This window comes from Aquimarina sp. AU119, assembly GCF_900312735.1.
Lineage (GTDB): Bacteria > Bacteroidota > Bacteroidia > Flavobacteriales > Flavobacteriaceae > Aquimarina > Aquimarina algiphila.
Window position 1 is genome coordinate 643,752 of the sequence record NZ_OMPF01000022.1, and the last position, 21,310, is coordinate 665,061.

The window sequence follows — 21,310 nt, forward strand, 5'->3', positions numbered from 1 at the left end:
TTATATTAATCTTTAAATTATAGTATTCATTTACAACACTTAACATCATAAAAACAGAATATTTTATACGGATTGAGAAAGTTCATTCTTTAATTTTGCTAGATTATCAAGTATTAAAGAGAATGTTCTTTGATTTTTTAATGGAGCCAGTTCTTTCACAGTTTCATCATAAAACTCTATTCCATCTTGTGGATTTACAAAATATTTAATAGCCATAATGCGCATAAATGTAGAGTTATTTGTATTCACTATCATAGAAGCTTTTGTTTCACTTGGTAATAAATTCATTTCATCTATAATATTTTTTAAATCTTGATATTTACTAAAAAAAGATTTTACTTCATTTATAAAAAAATCTTCTATCATTTGAGAAAATAATTTTATTTGAGAATAATCCTCAATAAAAAACGAATTTATGAAATGATTTTCATTTTTAACAACTTCAAAATCTGAAGGTATCTCGCCATTCCATAATTCTCTTATGGTATAATCTAAAGCGTTATTATTAACAGAATTCAAACATTTTTCTATTTTATTAAATCTTTTGAAAGCAGTAATGTTTTGTATTAGAAAACGATTATATTCTGCCCAAGAAAAACTAATCGCATAAGCTTCATCTTGCGATTTCTTTTCAAAATAAATACTAGTTTCAATGTGCACAAACTCATATCCTAAGTTAATTAACCATTGAAAATCCTTCTTCACTTGTTTTATGAATAAATCTCTATCCATTTTAAATTATTTTAATGAATTTATACCATTGATTACCTTTCCGTCTCCATCGCTCCAAACCTTAATAAAATCATTAATTTTTAGGTTATCTTGATTAGTTATTTTATATCCTCCTGCATTAACTTTTTCAACAGATCGTACATCAAAAGCATTAGAATTGGATTTAACTTTTGCTAATGCATTACCTTGAGGAGAAGTAAGATTAGTTCCTGAACTTAATTTAGTTTCTAAAACGATCACATCATCAAAATCTAAAACCTCAACCTCAATTCCTTGAACTATTTTGGTCTCTCTTTTCACCATTACCATATCTGCAACAAAATGTTCTGTTCCTACACCGGTTTTTATCTGAACTTGAGTAAAAATCTCATATTCGTTTATGTTAATGTGAGGATATTTAGCAGAAATTTTTGTGCCTAAAGTACTTAAGTTGCTAATAACAAATTCTTCAAAATCTTTTCCTTTTTGAGTTATTATTTTAAAGAAATTAGCTTTTGACCATTTTGTCCATAGACTTCCTCCGTTTTGAGAAATTCGAAATGCATACGAAGGATCTTCTTTTAATAATTTCCATGCATCAATATCCTCTGCTGTTTTAAGCAAGCCTCTTAATTCAGACCCATTACTTGCTGAAAGTAAATCTTTATCCAGGAGTTTCCAATAATCACTTCCAATTTCATCTAGTTTATTTAATAAGTTAGCATCCGTCACATCATCCAGACTCCCAATCCAACCTTTTAAAGAAGCATACGAATTATCTATCCTATCCAGTAATCTACTTCCTGTACCTGCTCCAATTAATTTCTTTGCGGGAAGGTTAACTTCTTTCATAAATTTTTTCGGATCCTTTGATCTCCAATTATCTACAAATTCATATTGATGCCCTCCTCCCGGATAATTTTGTCCAGCATTCACTCCAGTTTTCTCTACTTGGGGGCCTATTGCTCCGCTCCTTGTTTGTAGAGGTTCTATAGCTTGATATTCTCTTACTACAATATCATCAACTGTCGGGTTTTTCCAATCCTCTAATACAGCTAACTTTTTTCTTAGTTCTTCTATTGTTGTAATAGGTTCATTAGATCCAAAACCACCTGGAACGTCCTGTCCTTTATATTCTACCACATAAAATGTCTCTCCTTTTTGTATGGTAAAATCTGTAACATCTGTACCGTCCATATAGGGAGGGCTATTACCGCTACGTACATGTAATTCATTAATTAAATCTCCTTTTCTTACAAAACCTTCTTCAAACTTGGGTCGAAATATAGGATCACCTCTATAATTTTTTACAACCTCAATATTTTCTTGATAGACTTTGCCTTTTACTTTTACAGAAATTTTAAAACTTCCCGCTACATCATTATAATTTTCGGCTTCTTTAAATAACTTTACATCTTGTAAAATTCCTTCTGGAGAAAGCTTAAAAATAGTTTTTCCTTCAAAAGAATATACAAGAAGTTTATTTACAATAGCTTGTTTTAGCTTTGCACTTGGTAAGGTATTAATAACTGTCTTAAATGCCTCAGGTGCTTTATCAAGGTAAAACTGAATTGCCATTCCTTTAGAAGCGTCATAAATCTTTTTAAATTCATCAGAAGCTCCTGTCCCCAATCCTGCTAACTTTGTTCTAAGATTACTTTCTAAATCAGATACTTTCTTAAAAAGCTGAGCTCTTGCCGTAGGGTTATTTTTTAATTCTTTTAAAATAGCTGGTAGCTTAGTTATAAAAACTTTTGTATCAATAGTTATACCTGCTATCTTTTGTCCTGTGCCAATCACAGCTCCTCTTCCATAATTAATAACAGTACCTGCTTTAGTTCTTAGCTTTACTAATCCTTGTGGTAAATTTTTCAAGGCTACAGGTAAATTAGCTAACCCATAAATCATATTGGCCATTTCTAACGCATGAGTAAAATCACTCCCCATTGTGGCATCAATTTCTTTCTTATAAATTGCAATAACCGCATCTGTACTTGCAAAGAAAATTTCAGCAGTAGCAGCCATTACAACTGGTGTTAATGTTCCTCCAGAACCTGCTATTGCTATAGCAGAAGCTACAATAACCACTCCATCCATAGTTACTCTTGCTGCCACAGAGTTTTGTTGTGCCCCAATACTACCATCCATCCAAGCAACATAGAATGCAGGAACAGCTATTATATCTCCTTTGGTAAAAGAAGCTTGGGAGTTAACCTCTGTATTTTCAACAAATTCGACGAAAATATATTCGAAAGGGTCGAAGGATTTATTCATTATTTCTTTTCCTCCTATTTCTAAATCGATATTAATCAATTTAGATGCTTCCGGTTTCACCTCTGCGTCTAAAACATATCTATTCTCTCCATCTGTATAACCAAAAAAGTTGGCTCTTGACATTGGAAGATAATTTGTCTTTATTTTGTCTATTTTGTTAGGGGAAGCCGTTAAGTATTCTTGTTCTTCATCAAAATGCTTTTCATATTTTGATTTTTCCCAACCTATTTCCTCTTTAGATAGCTCTAAAATTTTTGATAAATTAATTACAAAGTTGGCAAATCTCTCATTATCACTATCTATGGATGCCCACCAATTTTTGGTTTGGAGAATAGTCCAGATTTCCTTAAACAAAGAATAATTATTAGCTTTTAATGCTGTTACAATTGACTCTGCATCTCCAGGCGTAAGTTCATTAAACATTGAAGAGATTACATCTTCGGTATCAGAATACCAGAACCAACTCCAATCATCACCTTCTGCTACTGCATGTTTTATAATTGCAACCCTGTCATCTACATCTCCAAAACCTTCGAGTATTAAACTAATGTAATAGTTAATAAAATCAATCTGCTTATCATAACCGCTTAGAACTCCTTCAGCAGTCATCTTATTAAAATATTCGTAATTTTTCTCTCCTGTTCCTAAAATCCCCCCTTTATAAGTTAAGAAATTATAAATTTCCTGACGATCATTTTTATTTTCAATATTCTTAAAAATATTTACTACAAGATTTTCATGAGCTCTATTAAAACCAGAATCATTATCTATTGCCCATTTGGCCAGTTCAAGACGAGTTTTAATATCTTTTTGGGAATCAAGAATTTTTGTTAATCCTTCATAAAAAACATTAGCATAGAGTTCGTAATCTTTTTCAGAAGTCTTTTCTATAATTAGCTTAAGGTTTTTAAGCTTTTCTCCACCTTCTTCCTTTGTAAAATATGCATATATATCAGAAGATTCTACAGGAACATGTCCAAACATTCTAAAAACAAGTTCAGCTATCCTTAGACGTCGAATAGGATCTACAAAAAAGTCTACTTGTTTATTATTAAAAGCTATCTCTAAAAACTCAACATATACTTTTTGGTTCTTTCTTGCCGCAAAAAACTCACCTAATGCATCTCCAACATCTCTTAAGTTCTGTTGATCATGAGCGACAACATCCCATGTTAAAAATTGCAATATATTAAGTAACTCTTCATATTCATTATCTATCAAGAATTTTTCAAAGTTTTCATCATCATTATCAATGTTAAAACCTAACACTTTGGTAATAGCTTTTGCAATAGGATTTTTATCCCAGTTAAAATCCTTCTCTGCAACTAAGAACGTTTGTAAAAGGTACCCTCTTTCTTTTTTAAGATATTCTCCTTGATTTTGATTTCCAATAAAAAGCAGAGATCCAATAAATGAGGTGTAATTATCTCCATCAAATGGGTTAATGGATCGATCATCCATTTCCTTTAAAAGTGTTCTTAACAAAGCATTTTCATTTGCCTTAAAATCGGCAAATAAACTACTATAATCTTTACTTTGGATATTATGCAAAAGATATAAAACAACAGCTTCTTCTTTATCATTAATATCCTGCTCTGAAATACTCTTTATCGCTTTTATAATTACTGAATACTCGACATTTGTTAATACACTAGAGCATAGACGTCTTGTAGCGTCAACAATTTTCTCAACATCCTTGGTATTTACTGCTGCAATAAACTTAGCTTTTTGACTTTTTCCTTCTTCACTGCTCAGGCTACTGCATTTACTGTTATTAATCATTCCTTTGAGAATCTCTTCTAAAAATTGAGATTCTGGAAGATCTGCATCTGTTAGGTAATTATACCAGGCATTAATTCTTTTATGATTTTTATCACCACTCGTACTTGAAAGGTTTGCAAAATGAGCCTTAAGCAAATCTCCATCAATTTTTTCTACTTTATTCCCAAGTAGGTAGTTTTTGAATGACCACCAGGAAATATTTGCTTTACTACCTTCTTTCCCTTTACCTCCTTTTAAGATAGCAAAATAATATCGTGATAATGCAATAGCCTTTGTCCCCCCTTTACTTAAAGTTTGTTGTATAAGAGCTTTTTTATTTTTATCTGCCTCTCCATTTTTCTTAAAAAACTCCTTTAACGTTTCATACGTTTTTCCTGCGGCTTCAGAATTATCTGTCTTTACCGGACTGTCAAATGCCTTTTTGTAATAATCCCTAAGTTCTGTTGTGGAAGAAGATGAAACTTTGTATTTATCTCTAAATGGAAAAAAAGGCGCCGCAATAGCTTTTTTTCGATTTGCTACCCCATAATAGATTACCGGTTTGCCAACATTTGTCAATTTTTCATTGACTTCAATAAGTTTTTGATTAAGTTCTTCTATTTTTAATGGAGTATTACTTACTCCAATATCGGTTAAATCTAATTGATTTTCTACATAACCAGAAAGGAGTGCAGGATTAAAGGTATCATCGCCTACAATATAAACATACCAATTTTTATCACTTTTATTATTTGCTTCGTTTTTTTTATTGTAGTCTATTAAGAACTCTAATTGATTGGAAATACCAACATTTACTTCTTCTATAGTTTTAAAATCAACCGTTTTAGCTGATGGTGCTTTATCGTTTGCAAAAACAATTGACTGTATACCCAAAAAGAATAATACCGTGCAAAAAAATCTAAGCATTGTTTTCGTATAGTATATAGACATAGTAAACTTTTTATATATCATAGTTTTCTAAAAATCTTAATTTTAAAATCTCCCTCCCCAATTTACCAACTTTATAAATTGACAGGTTTCAAGGTCCAAATATTGTAATTCAAAATACATTCCACCATCAGAAATCATCATTTCTGCATATTCCTTTCCTTCTATTATTTTCATTCCCTTAAAAGCATCTAAAAAGCCTTGTTGAGGCTTTTCTTCAAGAACCTTTCCCCAAAAATTTTTCACTTTTTCCTTATGCGGATGAATAATCCAAACATCTCTTCCTTGTCTTGAATGTTCTTCATTTTTAATACCATGTATCATTTTATCTGATTTAAAATATGGTGCTTCTATCCAAGATTTCAAAGTATTATCTTCATAATAGACTGCAGCATTTTTTGGATGTTTATGCTCAGAGTTCCTACCATAAATGATAAGTTTCAAATTATTTGGTAATGAATACTCTTTATTATTATGTATCTGCATAATCTACTATTGTTCCAGATAATTATATTTATACTTATCGATTAAGCCTTTTAGTGCTTTTTCTACAGATTCCATAAGAGTTTCTATCGTCTCAATTTCAGAATCTCCATCATCTTGAGATTTCTTTAAAATTTTAGGTAAATCAATGTCTGTTTCCAAAGCTTTAGTGATAAACTCTTTAATCGTTTCTTTATCCTCTTTATTTTCTGCAATAGCCTTAGAAAAGAAATAAAGATGAAACTTCTCCTGAACATCAAAAGCTTGAGTAAACTCTTCTGGAACATTGCTGATTTCAGCCTCTCCTTCGAATTCAAATTCAAACTCGCCATCTACATTATCTTCTTCTTGTGTTGTTGTATCAGATGAAGAAGCTCCTAAATTATAAATTTCTTCATATGCACTTAATAAATTTGATTCTTGTGATTTATTTTGTCTGTAGTACTTTTCTATTGCCTTAATAATTAAATCAGAAATCTTATCCTTAACCTCATCCAGTTTATCGGCTATCTCTTCATTTAAAGCATCGATTTGATTTTGTATTTCTTCTTTTTCTTCTTCTGTTTCTGCTACTGCCAAATCATCTTCAAGAGTACTTACCTGATCACTCAACTCTCTTACATCTGCTATCTCATCTGCTGGTAAATCTCCATTTATCTTATCCAATAAAGCATCAATATCTTCTCCAGTCAATTCTCCTTCTCTAATTTTATCTGCAACATCTTCTAACACATCCAAAATACTTTCAGTAAGATCTATAACCGCATCAATTTCATTCTGAATATCGTCTACCCCTCCCCAATTTTCATCATAATCAGTCACAACTACACCATCCATCAACTGGTAATCTGTATTAATGCGAATACCGTCAAAACTTACTTTAAGTCTGGTATCTTGCAAATACGGAACAACGATATATCCCCAACCAGAGAAAGATCCGTTTGCTCCTTCTACTTCTTTAACTTTTACTGGGAAATCCCCTGCAGTAAACACTTCATTTACCACTAGTTGTTCTAAAGGGTCTTGATTAGTAATTACAATCTCAGGGGTTATACCACAATTATAAGTAGATGTTTCATCAGAGGTAATTGTAGTTGTAAATTGATAAATTTGAGAATAGGTATATGGACCATTATCAAGACATTGCCCTCCTACTCTAAATTCATAAGTAGTACCTGGTTCGAGATTATAAATCGTAGTATTTTCATTTATAGTTCCATTTTCAAACCAAATTGCATTTTCTGTATCTTTTTTACGGTATTGCACATTATATCTTAAATGTTCTACACCTTGCCAAAGAATTTTTTCTGAAGTAGTGCTTTTAGCCTCTGCAAGAATATATTCTGGCTCTCCACAACTACCAGTATATGTAAAATAGTATATTTCACTATATCCATCATTTTTAAAAACCGAAGTTTCACTAATTCCATCACTAACCATTGCCCTTACGCGCCATCCATATGTCTTATCTGGTAAAAGTGGCGTCTCGCCTGGTCCATACAACAATGTCGTAGCAAAAGTATTCGTCTGATACAAGGGTCGGCTCGCTAAAAAAGCTGCCTGAGGATCCATCTGGTTATCCCAAATTTCTGCTAAAGTAAATTCATATTCTACATTAGTTGCGTTAAGATGGCGAGGAGTCCATTGAAAAATAATATTTTGAGGATCTCGCATTAATACTTGTTCTCCTCTATTAGGAATATTTAAAAAAGGCGGATCATTTAGTACCAAATAAACTGCGGTACAACTTTTTCGTGAAATTTGTTGTCCGGATTGTGCATCATATACTTCAAAACAAAAACGATATAATCCTTCTGGCAAAGGAATACTATATTGTTGTGGATTAATTCCTCTCAGGTTTTGAAGCTGAAAATAGGGTTGTAGATCAATATTACTAAGACGTAATGGCACTCCCCCATCTAAAAATATTGGATTTGCTCCAATAACAACATCGTTACTTTGGATAGATAGTCCTGCATTATTTTCTACATAGAATTTAAGATTAACCTGACGATTAGATTCTGTAATATCAGTCAATAATAAATTAAGTATTAACTTATCTGTAACAGAAGTACTATACTCTGATAGTTTTAAACTATATGGTGGTATTACTTGAGGAGTAACATTTACAGGGAAAACTTGCGCCTGTGCCACATAGGAAAACATTAAAACAACAAGTGCTATTATGCATCTATATTTTGTAAACATACATGATTTTTTTATCCTATTTATTATACTTAGATCCATAAAAATCAATTATTCTTTTTGGACTTTAATATCTACGGAGATGAAAGAGTTTTGTCCATCATTGACAAAGTTCTTAATCTTTATTGCTCCTTTTTTTCCTTCTTGAGTCTGAAAAAGAACAATTCTTGGCAATACACTATTATCAAAATCCTGAAGTCCACCTGGAGTTTCTTCTATCAGCAAGCTGCTTAATAAAGTATCATCTTGCATCGCATCAAATTGAGCAACCGATAATGAAGCAGAACAACCACATAGTTCTTGAGAATTTATAAAAATTGTACTCTTAGGATTTTGCAAAGCATCAAATGTTGTTCCTGACAACTCATCAGGGCTCACAAAACGATTACGTACAAATGTACTACTTAGTCCAAAAAACACAATATCAATACGTTCTGATATCGCCGTAGTAATTTCTTCTGCTGTGTACACTGTTCGATCCGCTATACTATAAAAACTACCTGTAGTATTAGAAGTATGCGCTGTGTTTATTCCTAACCTAATATCATTTAATTCTCTAAGGTTAGTGTTCGTGAAAAATGAAATCTCTTTACTAAGTGATTTTGTTTCTTTCCCGTTTAAAGCTGTCAAAGTAATGGTTTTTGGTCCCGTTTGATTGAAAACAACCTCGGGGTTTTCATCATTGGATGTTAATACATTAGCTCCTTGAAATTCCCATTGATATGAGGTTGCACTTATTGACTTATTTTCAAACTGTATTCTTACGGGTATTTGAAGATCATCATCATCAAAAGCTATTTCAAAATCAAAATCAGGAACTAAAAATGGCGCTACTGTAATTGTTTTTTGTTGACTATATGTCTCCCTTCCATTACTTATCTCCAAAGTTATTTCATGATCACCTGGTTCTGTAAATACAACTTCACCTGGATTTTCACTAGAAGAATTTGCCGGAGTTCCTCCTTCGAATGTCCAAGAAAAACTGTCGGCTCCTGAAGAATTATTTTGAATACTAAATGTTGCTGGAGAAAAATTATCTACCAAATTTGTTACTTCAAAATCAATTAATACAGGATCATCTATTTGAATTTCTAATATCTTGGTATCCATTGACCCATCCTGATTACTAGCTGTTAATTCTATAGTATATGTTCCTTTTGCTTCATATTGTATCACTCCTGGATTACGGTTCACCGATCTTGATGGCACTCCTCCTTCAAAAGTCCATTCATAATCCTCTCCTCCTTCTGTTTTATTAAAGAACACTACTTGCACCGGAATTGAAAAATCATCATTAAACACATCAAATTCGAAATCTACAATGACAGGTACTGCCTCTTCTTTGGCACAGCCATAGAGAGTAAACACTAGTATCATTAATATAAATCTTATTTTATTCATCGTATAAAAGATCTCTTATATTAAGTGTAAAAAAATTGAAAAAATCATTCAAATACCAATTTACGTGTTTCTGATCCTTTCGGTGTTTCTAATAACATTAAATATACGCCCGTTGGTAATGCAAGAGAATAATCTAATAAAAAGTCTATATTATTTTTTTCTGTTCTTTCATCCATCGTTGCTCCCGATATAAGATTCACAATTTTTAATTTGATATTAGATTCCTCAGCTAGACTTATTTTTGTTTGAAAAGTTCCATTATTTGGGTTAGGGTACACTATAAATTCTTCTATAAATTCTCCTTGAGATGCAAATACTTCTGGGCTTTCTAATGCCGGTTGCACCAAAATTGTTTTTGTAAAATCCTCATAACAGTCTAATTGAAACGATCTCAAATTAATATCATAAGCGCCTTCTTGTTCAAATTTAAGGACCAATTTCTCATCACTTTCAGAAACGATTTCAACTCCTTCTGGTATGGTCCACTCTACTTTTTCTCCCATAGGCTCACTTACATTGACTAATATCACCTCTTCCTTACTATAGGCCTGTGTAGTTAATAAAAAATCTGAATCAATTGGAACATCAAAGACTTCAACATCTATTTCTCCAATTCCAATACAGCCCAGACTACTGGTAATTGTAGCAATATATCTGCCTGATTCGGTAATCTCGACACTACTTTCTGAGCTTGTAAAACCATTTTCACTAGACCATGAATATACAGCTCCAGAATCATCAATAGCAATATCTAGATTAAGTGATTGGTTACCACAAAGTGAACGCTTATCCTCCATATTTACTACAACAGGATCCGGATCAACAAGTGTTTCTTCATAAAAAGCTTTACACCCCTTCCTATCAATTACTTCTATTCTATATGTACCTGATGATAAACCATTAATAGAAGTTGATTCTGTTCCTGTATTCCATTTATAAGTATAAGGTGGATTACCTCCTGTAATATCTACTTCTATTCTACCGTCATCTCCTTCAAAACAAGTAGGTGAGACTGCTGTTGTTGCGGTTATTTCCAGCCCATTAGGCTGTTCTATCTTGATACTACCTTCTATTTGACATCCTTTACCATCGGTTACAAAAACTATATATGTACCCGCAATAAGGTTATCAATTGTCGCTGTTGTTTCGCCATTACTCCATTCATAAGTATATGGTGTTGTTCCTCCTACAACCAATGCTGTAGCTTGCGCATCGTCTCCATTTGCACAGGTAACAACAGAACTAGTAAATGAAATTCCTAATTTATCTGGTTGTGGCAAATATCTAGTACTATCAATTTCTTCTACAATTCTATACTCTCGCGAACCGTCAGTATCTGTAAATGACTCATATCTTCCTAAGACAATTCCATTACTATCTTCGATATTAAGTGCATATGTACCTACGCTTTGATAGGTAATAATACTATCATTCACAGGAATATCTTGCCATACACCCCCCACATTCTTTTTCCATCGATAGCAATACCTTCTAAATGGTGTTCTACATTGCCCTGTGGTATTACCACTTGTTTTATCAAAAGGAACTCCACCTGTTACAGTAGCAATTAATGCTCCATCCTGAAATTGATCTGGTATACCAAAAGGAGCATTAAAATCAACACCATCACTATATTCATTCTCTATATGACATGAAATAGGGTTATCAATATTAATAGTTACTTCTAGAGGATTAGGTTCTCCTAAATTATAATCCGCATTGATGAAGAAACAACCATTTTTATCTGTTGCAGAATCAAAATTAGCATCCCAAGCACTTAAACTATATACTCCTTTTCCAATAGAATGAAGTATTACCTCATATCCTTGATCACCTGGCAAAACATTTGTAATCGTTGTTGTTAAAAGTGTTCCTACAGCATCCCTCCATTCAAATCTATACGTATCATCACTTTCTGCAGTACCTCCAAAAATTCTTGCTCTTATTCTACCATCTTCAAATCCAAAAGCTCTTGGTTCATTAATTAGTGTTAACTCAAAATCAAGAGGCGCATCAGGTTCATCTATTATTACAGTCTTTACAATTTCAGGACCGAGTTTAATTTCTCCTGCTACATCTATTTGTTCTTTTGCAACACATTTATTAGCATCCCGTATTTTTATTTCATAGGTATCTGCGGATAGTCCTGTTATCGTATGAGTAAATTGCGTTGAGAACGGTATCCATTGGGTATCATCGTTGTCATTCCAAGGTTCTCCCGGTTTTCGAATAATATATCTATAACCTCCTACTCCTCCTTCTGCTCTAAGATCTATAGTCCCATCACTTCCATTGATACACCAAACATCTACTTTATTTGCATCATCATTAGGTTCTCCTACAAATGCCACTGGAGAAGGTCTGTTAATATTAAAATCTCTAAAATGATCTACACCTTCGGTGTAATAATTACTACCATTATAGAATCCTAAAACGTCTACACGAAATCCAAAACCAACTGCACTTGCAGGAAGCCCTGAAATGGTATGTGTATTCCCAGGTCCAAATGAAGTAATATTATTATCATTTTTAACTACACTATTAGTTCTAAGATCAATGACAGAAAAGTTAACTTGATCTCTAGCGGGATCTAATGGCCTGTCAAAAGTTAAGGTAATTGCCCCATCTCCATTACCACTGTCGTCTATTGAGTCATAACATGTGACATCTTTAGTACTTATTCCAGTAATATGAGGTGCCGATTTCCTAACTTGATATCCTACTAGATTTGATGCTTCTTGACCACAGGATTGAATTCTAAAAAAAATCTCTCTTCCTATAACATCTTCTGTTAAAAAGTCTTCTAAAACAACAGAAGCATTTGCAGTGTTTGTGATAGGTAATTCAACCCAATCATAAGTAGGAACATCACAAAATCGAATAGGAAAAATCCCACAGAGTACAGAAACTGTTCCTGTTTGAAAGCCATATTGCCAATTATATACACTATTATTAAAACCAGGTGAAGCTATAATACTAATTGGATCTTCAAACCCAGCAATATTTGAAGCACCCGGTGCTCTAGCAATTGAAGGTAAAGATATAAGCTCAACTACAACACGACTACTAACAGAAACGTCACTACTATTAGAAGCAGAAACATTTAAAACTCTTGTACTACAAGGATTAAGAGGTACATTTCTATCATCTGTATCCTGTGCTACTCTTGCTCCATCACAAGTATCACCAAATACTTGATCCCTTGCATCGCTGGAAAAAACATATAGTTCTACCCTGTTTACAATTCCATTTAATGTAAAAGTTCTTTCAGCTGTACTAGAACCTTCAAATGCTTTAGGCTGGCCATTTGTTAAGTATAAGAAATCATCTGAACCTCCTCCTTGATAATATGCTCTAAGGCGTAATTCTTCTCCACATCGACGATCTCTATAATAAGAATCATATTCGTACTCATTAATTTTAATTATAGTCTGCTGTCCAAAAGACATTGAACAGAAGAATATTACAAATACTATGGTTAAAATCCTTTTCATATTCTAGAAAATTACTTCTTTTGTTTTCATTTTAGAATGATTTCCTTGTTTTGTAATCACCTTAAGGCTATACACATAGGTATTACCAGGAGATATCGAATTATCTATAACTTTATTTGTTGAATTCGGCATCTGTTTAAACAAAATAGGTTTCTCATCCTTTTTTGACTTATATATCGTAATTTCAAGGACATCTTCAGGCAACTTTCTCCAAGAAATTGAAATATTTTTATTTACTCTATCCGCAACCAATGAAAAACCTTTTATTAAATCTTCATCTGTAGAGGTCTGACTTGTTATCGTTATTGGTGTTGATGGAACGGATTGCAAACCGCTATCATCTTCAGCAAAAATCGCATATCGATATTTAATTCCTGATTCTATATTACTATCAATATATTGGGTTATCGTGTCTGTTTCAAAAATTGGAAGCCAACCTTTTTCTGATTGATCCATACGTTGTCTAAAAAGCTTATGAGCTACAACATCATCACTTGTACTATTTATCCATTTTAAATATATGCCTTTAGGATCAACTTTATACCCCTTAAAAACTGGTGATGAAGGAGGAACTACATCCGGTTTTTTCAAACGCAATTTTTCAGAATAGTCAGACATATTAAATCGCTTATCCACAGCAACTATTTGATAAAACACACTACTATTCAATGACTTAACCTGTACCGTATCTATAAACGTAGTTCTATTTATTGGATCAATTGTAATTTGAGAAAGTTCTTCTTTATCTAAATTTCCTCTAAACACCCTATATCCTAACATATCCTTTTCTAGATTTGCTTCCCATTGTAATTTCACCAAACCCAATGTATCTACGGTACCTAATAGACCTATTGGTGCGGCGGGTGGTATTGAATCAATAGTTTGCACAAATGCTGTTAGTGATGTTGTCTTTTGGTTGTTTTTCCCCAGAGCAGTAACTCTAAAGTAATTAGAAGGCTCTGGTTCTGCATAGGTTGTTTTTCTACTACTTGCTGGAATTCCTGTTTTAACCACTTTATAAGGCCCTTTTTCCTGTGCAGCCCAATTTAGTTCAAAACCTGTTATTTCATTTTCAGTTTCTTTTGCAAAATCCCAATTTATAATTACACCTCCTTTGTTATCAAATTCATGACGAGATATATGAGGTACAGAAGATAATTTTTTAATTCCCTGAGCAGAAACTACCTCTGAAGGTGTTCCTTGCTCTCCAAAAGGAGAAACCCCTATTACTCTATAATGAAATGTTTTATTATTTTGAGATAACGTATCTACATAAAACATTCTACGCGCAGGAGCGCCTGGTTTATCATTTAAATTCACTAATGGCGTATCTCCACCTAATCTTTTAAAATCTATTCCATTTTCAGAACGTTCTACAAAATAAGCATTATAGATAGACTTAAACATTGCATACTCCCATGTAAGTAGTATGTTTTTATCATCAGGAACAGCAATTAGATCAATAGGAGCAGGTAAAGGTTCTGCTTCTTTAATTTTTATAGTTACTATACCTGGTTCTATCTTCATTAATTCTTCTGGAACTAAAGAAATTACCTTATATAAATATTCTTCATTATTTTTAATATCCACATCTTCATAACCAAGAGCTGCCATTTTTGAAGCTTCAAAGTTTAAATCTGCTGCAAATAATGCAAATGAGAATCGTTGCTCTATTTCTCTGGATTTATTGATGATCTGCGCGAGTCCGCCTTGAGTTTCTTCAACTTCAAAAGTTTCTCCATATAAAGCTTGTGCCATAATTGCAGCATAATCATTTTTTTCCACTGCTTCCTTCCATTGTTCAAGTGGCATCGGTATTGCAGTAGCTAAACTCTTTTTTTCTGGAGGATTTAATAAATTTCCATCACGAAGAACAGTATATCTTTCAATTAAATATCCATATTTATTTCCTCTTAACCATGAAGAAGGTGTTGTAGCAGCCCATCTCAATAGAACTTTATCTGTTTGGACTCTGGCAATAACTTTTATTTCATTTTTTTCATTATCCTCTTGACTAAAACCAGTAATGGATATGCCGTATGTAAATAATACGATCACACATTTAAAAATGTATCTAAAATCTATTTTATTGATTATAATCAATTCTATTAATTTATGTTGTTAATTTTATTTCTTTACTGTCTTCCCAAAATTGGGTTTTTATACTTGTAATTGGCAGAAGTTCCTTTTATTCCTCCTGGCAAATTATATTGTAGTTTTATATTGTATTTACCATACAACATAAATTTATACTCCTCTGATATAATACTTAATTCTTGTGAGCCACTTGAGATCAATCCATTTGCATAATCATTAATCACTCGATCTCTAACGTCCAAATAATCAATAAAATATATATCTGGAAGATTGTAACGAAATGGAAAACGTGTAGCCCTCCAATTTAAATCTACGTTATTTTCTAAACTGGTTATATAATTACTTAAAATAGGTAGTGCTCTTTTAGGTGTGTATCCATATTCAGAAGCATCTCTACTAATACTATATCGTGAACCTTGAGTATATTTTTGATAAAGTATAGGATTGATATCTTTTTTGAAATAATCATCTTGTAAATCAGACTCTACTTCTACCAATGCTTTATTATCAGAATAAGAATTACCAAGAAGTTCTACGATATCAAATCCTTCATTGTATTTTATCTGTGATGTTAAATAAATTACAACAGAGTTTATTTTACCCCAATTGTCGTCATTTACTTTTATACTCTTTATTTTATCGGCAAAGGTTTTGTATTGACTTGATTTAAACTCATAAGCCAATCGTTCTATTTCTCCTTCTTTTAAAACATTTTCTGCGTTATTTGTTCTTACTTCTAAAGTATTATCATCTCCATAATCTGTAGTTTCAGAACTTGTTTCATTACTAGAAGAACCTCCAGAAGATTTTGTACTACTTATAATTGACATATTATAACCAAAATCATTTTTTACTTTTGGAAATTTATAACTTACCTTATTATCACTATTACTATAGTTAAAATCTGCTGTAGAAACGTCTCCATTTTCATCTATGTACTTAACAACACTCTCCCATTGACTATTATCAAAAAGGTAATCTTGACCTCTTTGTAATTGAATATATCCATTATTATGTTCATCAGGATAGAATAGTTGCTGATCTACAACAGGATAAGAATATTGAATATTATGCAAAGGAATGTGATCTGGAGCAGTTCCCGTAGTAAAATTTCTTTCTTCTACTTCAATGGCCTTTTGACCATCTTCTAAAATTGTCTGGAACGAACCATTAACTTTTTCCTGAAAACTAACTTCTACAGTAACTTTTAGTTTTGTTGCTGGAGGTAGAATATCATCTGATATAAAAGTAGCACGATCATTCATTTGTCCCCATTCTAATGTCCCTACAATTTCTTTTCCAGACTCATCGGTGACATTAAATTTTTCTAAAATTACCTTGTATACATTATCTCCACTATCTTCGGGAATAACAATAGGTTGATTAATTTTCATTGCAAATGCTGCTTGAGGTGCGGCAAAAACGTCAATATCCCCATCACCTTCTTTTGGAGTTACATCGGTAATCATCTTAATACCACCCATTGGAGCTGTATTCTCTAGTTCACACTCTTTTCCTATGGTTAGTTTAAATCTAAAACTTCCTTTTATTAACCCTCCAAGTAAATTATAATATCCACCGGCATATCCTCTAAACCAAAATGGATTTGGCCCTTTTCCTTGTAATAATACAGCTGCTCCTCCTTTTATAATCGGGATCTTTTTCTTTATAAAAAATAACTTAATATTTATACCCAATTCTCCTTGCAGGTAGGCATAGGACTGTCCATTAGCATACCATCCATTAATACCAACCTCATCTCCTGTATTTACACATCGAGCATCTCCATAATCCTTGAGCATAATATCAAAACCTACTCCTGCTTGAAAACGTGCATACAATATCAAAAACCGGAGATCACCTGTATCGATACTAAAATCAGCACCAAAAGCAAATCCTCGACCTTCTCCCAACGCATTTTCATCACGCATATAATTCAATTCTTCGGCATCTACTCCTAATATTTCTGCGACAATTGCAGGTGGTGGCGGACTACCTGGGATACGATCTCCCATCATAAAATATCCTCCTGTCTCAATAGAAAAACTACCTACTCCCATCTTGAGACCTAGTCGATCTGTCGGTGTACCCATATGTACATACCATTCTTCTTTAGATATATGTACTACACCCCAACCAGCACGTCCACCAGAAGCCCTTCCTTGTACAATACCTCCAGCTACGTTTACATATAGATCAAAAGTTGCATGGAATGAATCATTAACAAAATCAAACTCCATTCCCATTTTTGCACTAATTGCCGCTTCTCCAACTATTTCTGGTTCATATTCTAAATCGGCCTTATCCAAAAATGTTTTACCTGCTTTACTATCCATCACTCCATTGATCAACTCACTATCGACCATTCCACTTAGCTTATCTGTAAGCTTACCTACAGGATTAGGGAAATCAAATGCTTTCATCAGTTGAGCTTCTCCAAATAATCCTAACCTATTTACTCCTCCGTTATTGTTAAATTCTATTTCGAAACCAGCCCCTACTGCTATTGCACTTTCATCTCCTATAGCGGCAAAAACCATTGCTTTTACACCAAGACTCGAATTTTCACTAGGAACATACGAAAGTCCAGAAGGTGAAAAGTCTGGTCCCGCATTTGGTCTTCTTGTCATTTTATAAAATGCTCCTCCGGCAAATCCTGATATTTGTAATGGCCCAACTTGTATCTTTAACCCTCTTACTGCTGCATCAACATACCAATATCTAAATTCATTCTTCCCAAAAATTGCTTTACAGGTAATAGGGCCAAAACTACCAAATGTACCTTCTATTTCTGCAGAAAAACCATCTCCATATACAGGGTCATTATTCATAAGTTCCAATCCACCTTTTAGCTGGATTGCACCCATATTTGCTTCGATATTGATCCTGGATAGATCTAACCGATCATATTTCCATCGTTGCTTATAATTTTCTTCCTCAAATTTACCGAAGATTCCTAAGCGTGCATCTGCAGCAAAACCTTTACTTTCTTTACCCATGAGGTTAAGCATGAGATCAAACTCAATCCCCGCTTCATACTCATTAGACATAAAAGCGATATTGGCAATAGAAACCGGAAAATTAGCAAGCTTCACCTCATCCTTATAACCAAAATAATCGACTTGAATAACGGGAGATGTGGTTTGTAATACCAAATTTTGAAACTCTATTCCTTTAAACTGAACCGTATGTTTTTCCTTTTTATCCCCTTCACCAGTTGTATATGTACTCCCTTCATTAGCCAAAGATTCTTTCTGACTAGCAGAAATGGCCATACGACCATTAAGAACAGCTTTTGGACGGAAGTTTCCATCAATTACCATTAGTTCTACCGATGAGTTAGGTAATAATTCTGCTTTTGCTTTAAATACATCAAAACTTAAGGTATCCAAAGTAGAAACTACCAATCCGTATTCATTTTCAGAAATGATACCAGCATAACCTAGTCCCATTCTACCATCTTCACCTTCTGCTGTTGTTCCATTTTTATCCCCTTTATCAGAAATAGGAAGTAATATTCTTCCATTAAAATCGGCACCAATCAATCGGTTTGATGCCAATTCAATACCTATCTTATCTACAGAATATGCCCAAGATTTGGATTCTGAAGTTCTACCTGATTTTATTGGAATTATATTTTCTGCAGAGAAATACCCTGAAACACCATAACTATCAATTAATAGATTAGCCGCTTCAAAAGTTATTCTATTTTTTTGTGATATACTTTCTTCTGTTTTGAATTCTTGTGGGAGACCTACTTTTAATGATTGTACATACACTCCTCTCCAAGTATCGGGGTTGGGTAGTAATAACCCTTCATCATAATAATGCTGGGGGAAATTAACATTTTCTGTTCTTAAATCACTAAAATCAAATACTGCTTGATTTACAGAAAACATAAATTTATCAGGTTGACTAGCCATAACAAATGGAGATAGACTAATCTCGACAATCATATCATTCCAGTCTGAAGCAACTGCTTTAAAAGCTCCTCTAACTCTATTAGGTATTTGTATTGGTTCTCTAAGCGCACCTTGGTAAGAAACTGTTTCTGGTAAAGGTTTTCCTGCGACATCTACTGGTAAAATCATATTACGAGAGAATTGCACCTCTCCTTCTATCCCCATTTCTTTAACACCATCACAATCTATAGTAACATAGGTTCTGTTTTGGGTATCTCCAGTTTTATAATCAAATCCTCCTTTGAGGATAAGTAACCAATTACCTCCATTAAAAGGTATAAATATATCTCCAAGTAAGACAAGATTAGCTTCTCCAATAATCCCTCCTTGATGAGATAACTTAACATTGTTTGCTCCAAAAAAGAGTTCTATTGGCAACCCTTCTTCATCTGATTGAGGTAAAATAATTTTTACAAAAACAGTAAGTTCTGTATACTCTTTGGTAAATCTTGCTTTAGTAAACCCTAATTGATATTCGACTTCATTAAGTTTATGCTTAATTCCTACTGGTAATACCTGAATATCTTCATTTCGAAAAGAAGAAATCCATCTACCCGTGCTATCAATCTCATTAAATCCTTTTTCAGCTTCTGATCTAGAATCGTTAACACTAGTAACCGGAGCTGGAAATTCATTTTTGAGATTAGCAAAAGTAAACTCTGGCAAAGTAATTTTATTAACTAAATTTTCTATTGGGAATTTTTTATCCAACTCTGGAAATTGGACAAATTGTGCTGTCTTTTGTTCACTTGTAGGATGAGTATTCTTTTTTAAGGATAAAGAATCTTTTTCGTTTGAATAAAGGTTAAAAGAGTTTAAACTAACAAAACATATAACAAGTAGTAATAATTTTATTTTCATAAAACAATGTTAAGATTCAGGATTGCAATAATACGAAAAATATGCAACCTTAACAACTGAAAACCAATCAACATAACACATAAAAGACTAGTTTTCTAGTAAGGTTTTCATTAAAAAAAAGTGTATTTTCGACACCTATTCAAGTACGATAATAGTACATAAAAAACAAAGAAAAGTTCTGGATATATAACATGTTTAAGATACAGAACTTATTTTTTGTTAAAATCTACCGTTAATTCTTAAATATTTCATATCTAAGATTTATCTTCATTATCAAAGCTTGTTTGATTTAATATTGCTAAAGTAGACCATATAAGGATTAACCAGAAGATGAAACATAAATATGATTTATCTGAATCAATATTCGATAATATTTGCTTTTTATTCGCAAATAAAGAATTAGAGTACATTTCAAAAAAGTCAAACCCTCCAAAAACCTCATAAACAATAACTTTAAAAACTTTAGTCAACAAAAAAACCATCTTAACAGAGTCAAGATGGCTTATGATTAAAACTACTGTAGCTTTTACATTTTAGCAGACAATGCATTTAATTGTTTGGATTTTGCTTGCATGTACTTACTTATATTTTCTATTTCTTCACCAGAAAGTTGTGTCATTAAACTATTATACTGTTTGGTAAGATCACTACTCGCTTCGTTTAACTTTAAAAAAGACTCCATATCATGTGCTTCTACCGCTTTTTTATAGTTTGCTACATATTTTTCATAGTCTTTAATATATTTTTTTGCTGCAGAATTTTTGGTATAACCAGATGTACCTGGAATAGGGATTAACTTGTTCGTTTTTTCAAAATCCTTTTTTCCATCTAAGTCCGATTTCTTTTTCTTATTAGGTTTTTTCTTTTTTTTAACTTCGGGTTCTTTTTCCTTATCAACCTCTTCAACAAAATCAGATGTATCTCCTCTGGCAACTTCTACTGTATCCAAAGTATCCGATTTAGGATCTTTTTTACAGGAAAACGCAGATAGTAGTACTGCACTAAGAAAAATAGTTAAAATGGTTTTTTTCATAATTTCAATTTTAGGACTATCAATGGTTAAAGTATTTTTTATATAGGTACTTTCTATTATAATTTTAAGATACTAATTTT

At 32.7% G+C, this 21,310-nt stretch carries 9 protein-coding genes; all 9 read right to left on the bottom strand.

The window, feature by feature from the left end; all coding sequences use genetic code 11:
* Window positions 1–63: 63 nt before the first annotated feature.
* Entirely contained in the window at window positions 64–732 is a 669-nt protein-coding gene (locus DK442_RS20620) for a hypothetical protein (RefSeq protein WP_109437771.1), read from the bottom strand.
* A 6-nt stretch (window positions 733–738) separates the two neighbouring features.
* The gene (locus DK442_RS20625; RefSeq protein ID WP_160114272.1) at window positions 739–5,673 is read right to left on the bottom strand and encodes a hypothetical protein; all 4,935 of its coding nucleotides are present in this window, start codon (window positions 5,671–5,673) and stop codon (window positions 739–741) included.
* Between the two features lie 66 nt (window positions 5,674–5,739).
* Window positions 5,740–6,180 carry a hypothetical protein gene (locus DK442_RS20630; RefSeq protein ID WP_109437773.1) on the bottom strand — a complete coding sequence of 147 codons (441 nt, stop codon included), beginning with the start codon at window positions 6,178–6,180 and terminating at the stop codon, window positions 5,740–5,742.
* Window positions 6,181–6,186: 6 nt separating this feature from the next.
* Window positions 6,187–8,385 carry a fibronectin type III domain-containing protein gene (locus tag DK442_RS20635; protein WP_160114273.1) on the bottom strand — a complete coding sequence of 733 codons (2,199 nt, stop codon included), beginning with the start codon at window positions 8,383–8,385 and terminating at the stop codon, window positions 6,187–6,189.
* Window positions 8,386–8,433: 48 nt separating this feature from the next.
* Window positions 8,434–9,759, bottom strand: coding sequence for a PKD domain-containing protein (locus DK442_RS20640; RefSeq protein WP_235011000.1), 1,326 nt, complete (start codon window positions 9,757–9,759; stop codon window positions 8,434–8,436).
* A 68-nt stretch (window positions 9,760–9,827) separates the two neighbouring features.
* On the bottom strand, window positions 9,828–13,277 hold the full coding sequence (locus DK442_RS20645; RefSeq protein ID WP_109437776.1) for a T9SS type A sorting domain-containing protein: 3,450 nt from the start codon (window positions 13,275–13,277) through the stop codon (window positions 9,828–9,830).
* A gap of 3 nt (window positions 13,278–13,280) precedes the next feature.
* Window positions 13,281–15,335 (bottom strand): fibronectin type III domain-containing protein, encoded by a 2,055-nt coding sequence (locus DK442_RS20650; protein ID WP_235011001.1) that lies wholly within the window; start codon window positions 15,333–15,335, stop codon window positions 13,281–13,283.
* 77 nt (window positions 15,336–15,412) lie between these two features.
* Window positions 15,413–20,197, bottom strand: coding sequence for a hypothetical protein (locus DK442_RS20655; protein ID WP_109437777.1), 4,785 nt, complete (start codon window positions 20,195–20,197; stop codon window positions 15,413–15,415).
* Between the two features lie 526 nt (window positions 20,198–20,723).
* Entirely contained in the window at window positions 20,724–21,230 is a 507-nt protein-coding gene (locus DK442_RS20665; RefSeq protein ID WP_109437779.1) for a hypothetical protein, read from the bottom strand.
* Window positions 21,231–21,310: the final 80 nt, after the last annotated feature.